Source organism: Mesorhizobium sp. M7A.F.Ca.US.006.04.2.1, from assembly GCF_004022915.1.
GTDB lineage: Bacteria > Pseudomonadota > Alphaproteobacteria > Rhizobiales > Rhizobiaceae > Mesorhizobium > Mesorhizobium ciceri.
This window is the reverse complement of sequence record NZ_RZQA01001501.1, coordinates 1-721: the sequence shown is the minus strand read 5'-3', so window position 1 is coordinate 721 and position 721 is coordinate 1. Positions and strand designations below refer to the sequence as shown.

The 721-nt window shown below is 64.6% G+C and carries 2 protein-coding genes; one reads left to right on the top strand and one right to left on the bottom strand.

Annotated elements, in window-relative coordinates:
• Positions 1–249, bottom strand: a 249-nt coding sequence (locus EN925_RS41330; RefSeq protein ID WP_245487475.1) for a Sua5/YciO/YrdC/YwlC family protein, incomplete at its 3' end; no start/stop codon positions are given.
• 97 nt (positions 250–346) lie between these two features.
• Between EN925_RS41330 and EN925_RS38340 the strand changes: the two genes are divergently transcribed.
• Positions 347–721: hypothetical protein (locus tag EN925_RS38340; RefSeq protein ID WP_128337491.1), on the top strand; the 375-nt coding region annotated here is incomplete at its 3' end.

Here is a 721-nt window from a genome sequence, read left to right as displayed (position 1 = left end):
CCCCTTGGCTTCGAAGATGCGCGCGACGCCGATGCCGTTGGTCGCGTCGCCGGCCAGCCCGTAGACGGTTTCCGCCGGGATGGCGACGACATCGCGCTCCCTGAGCAGCGCCAGCGCCCGCTCCAGCGCCTCGCCCGAGCCAAGTATTTCAGCCACTCTCGTCACCTCACAGATGCGGGGTGCGTAGTACGATGGCGGCCATTGGGCAAGTCGGCTGTTGGGTAACCGTTTGTTGGCGAGCAGGAGCATTGGCGATTTATCAATCCCTAAAATGCTATGTTTCCACGAAAGCCGGCATCAATTCCGGCCTGCTATCGAACAGCTTCTGGGCAAAGGGGCGATATCGGTGTCTGCGCGTATCCTGCTGGGTATCATTCTTGCTGTTGCGGCCGGCGAAGCCCAGGCATCATCCCTGGTTTTTCCAGGCACGCCATCCTCCACACCGTCGATCGTCAGGATCGGCGCTCCCAACCAGCCTGGAACCGTCGATGCGGTCAACACCAGCGATGCGCGGTCGGTGATGGCAGTAGGGGAAGCGCCGCCCGACGTCACCGATGAAAAGGTAGCGGCGATCCCGGACAAGCCCGCGACCGGACACGGCTTCCAGCCAGGCCCGATGGTCATCCGTGGCGGCGTTACCGGTCCCGATTTCCCGGCACCCGCGCCAACCGCTGCACCAGCGACCGGTGCCGCGCCGGCCGCTGGTGCAGCGGTTGGCGGG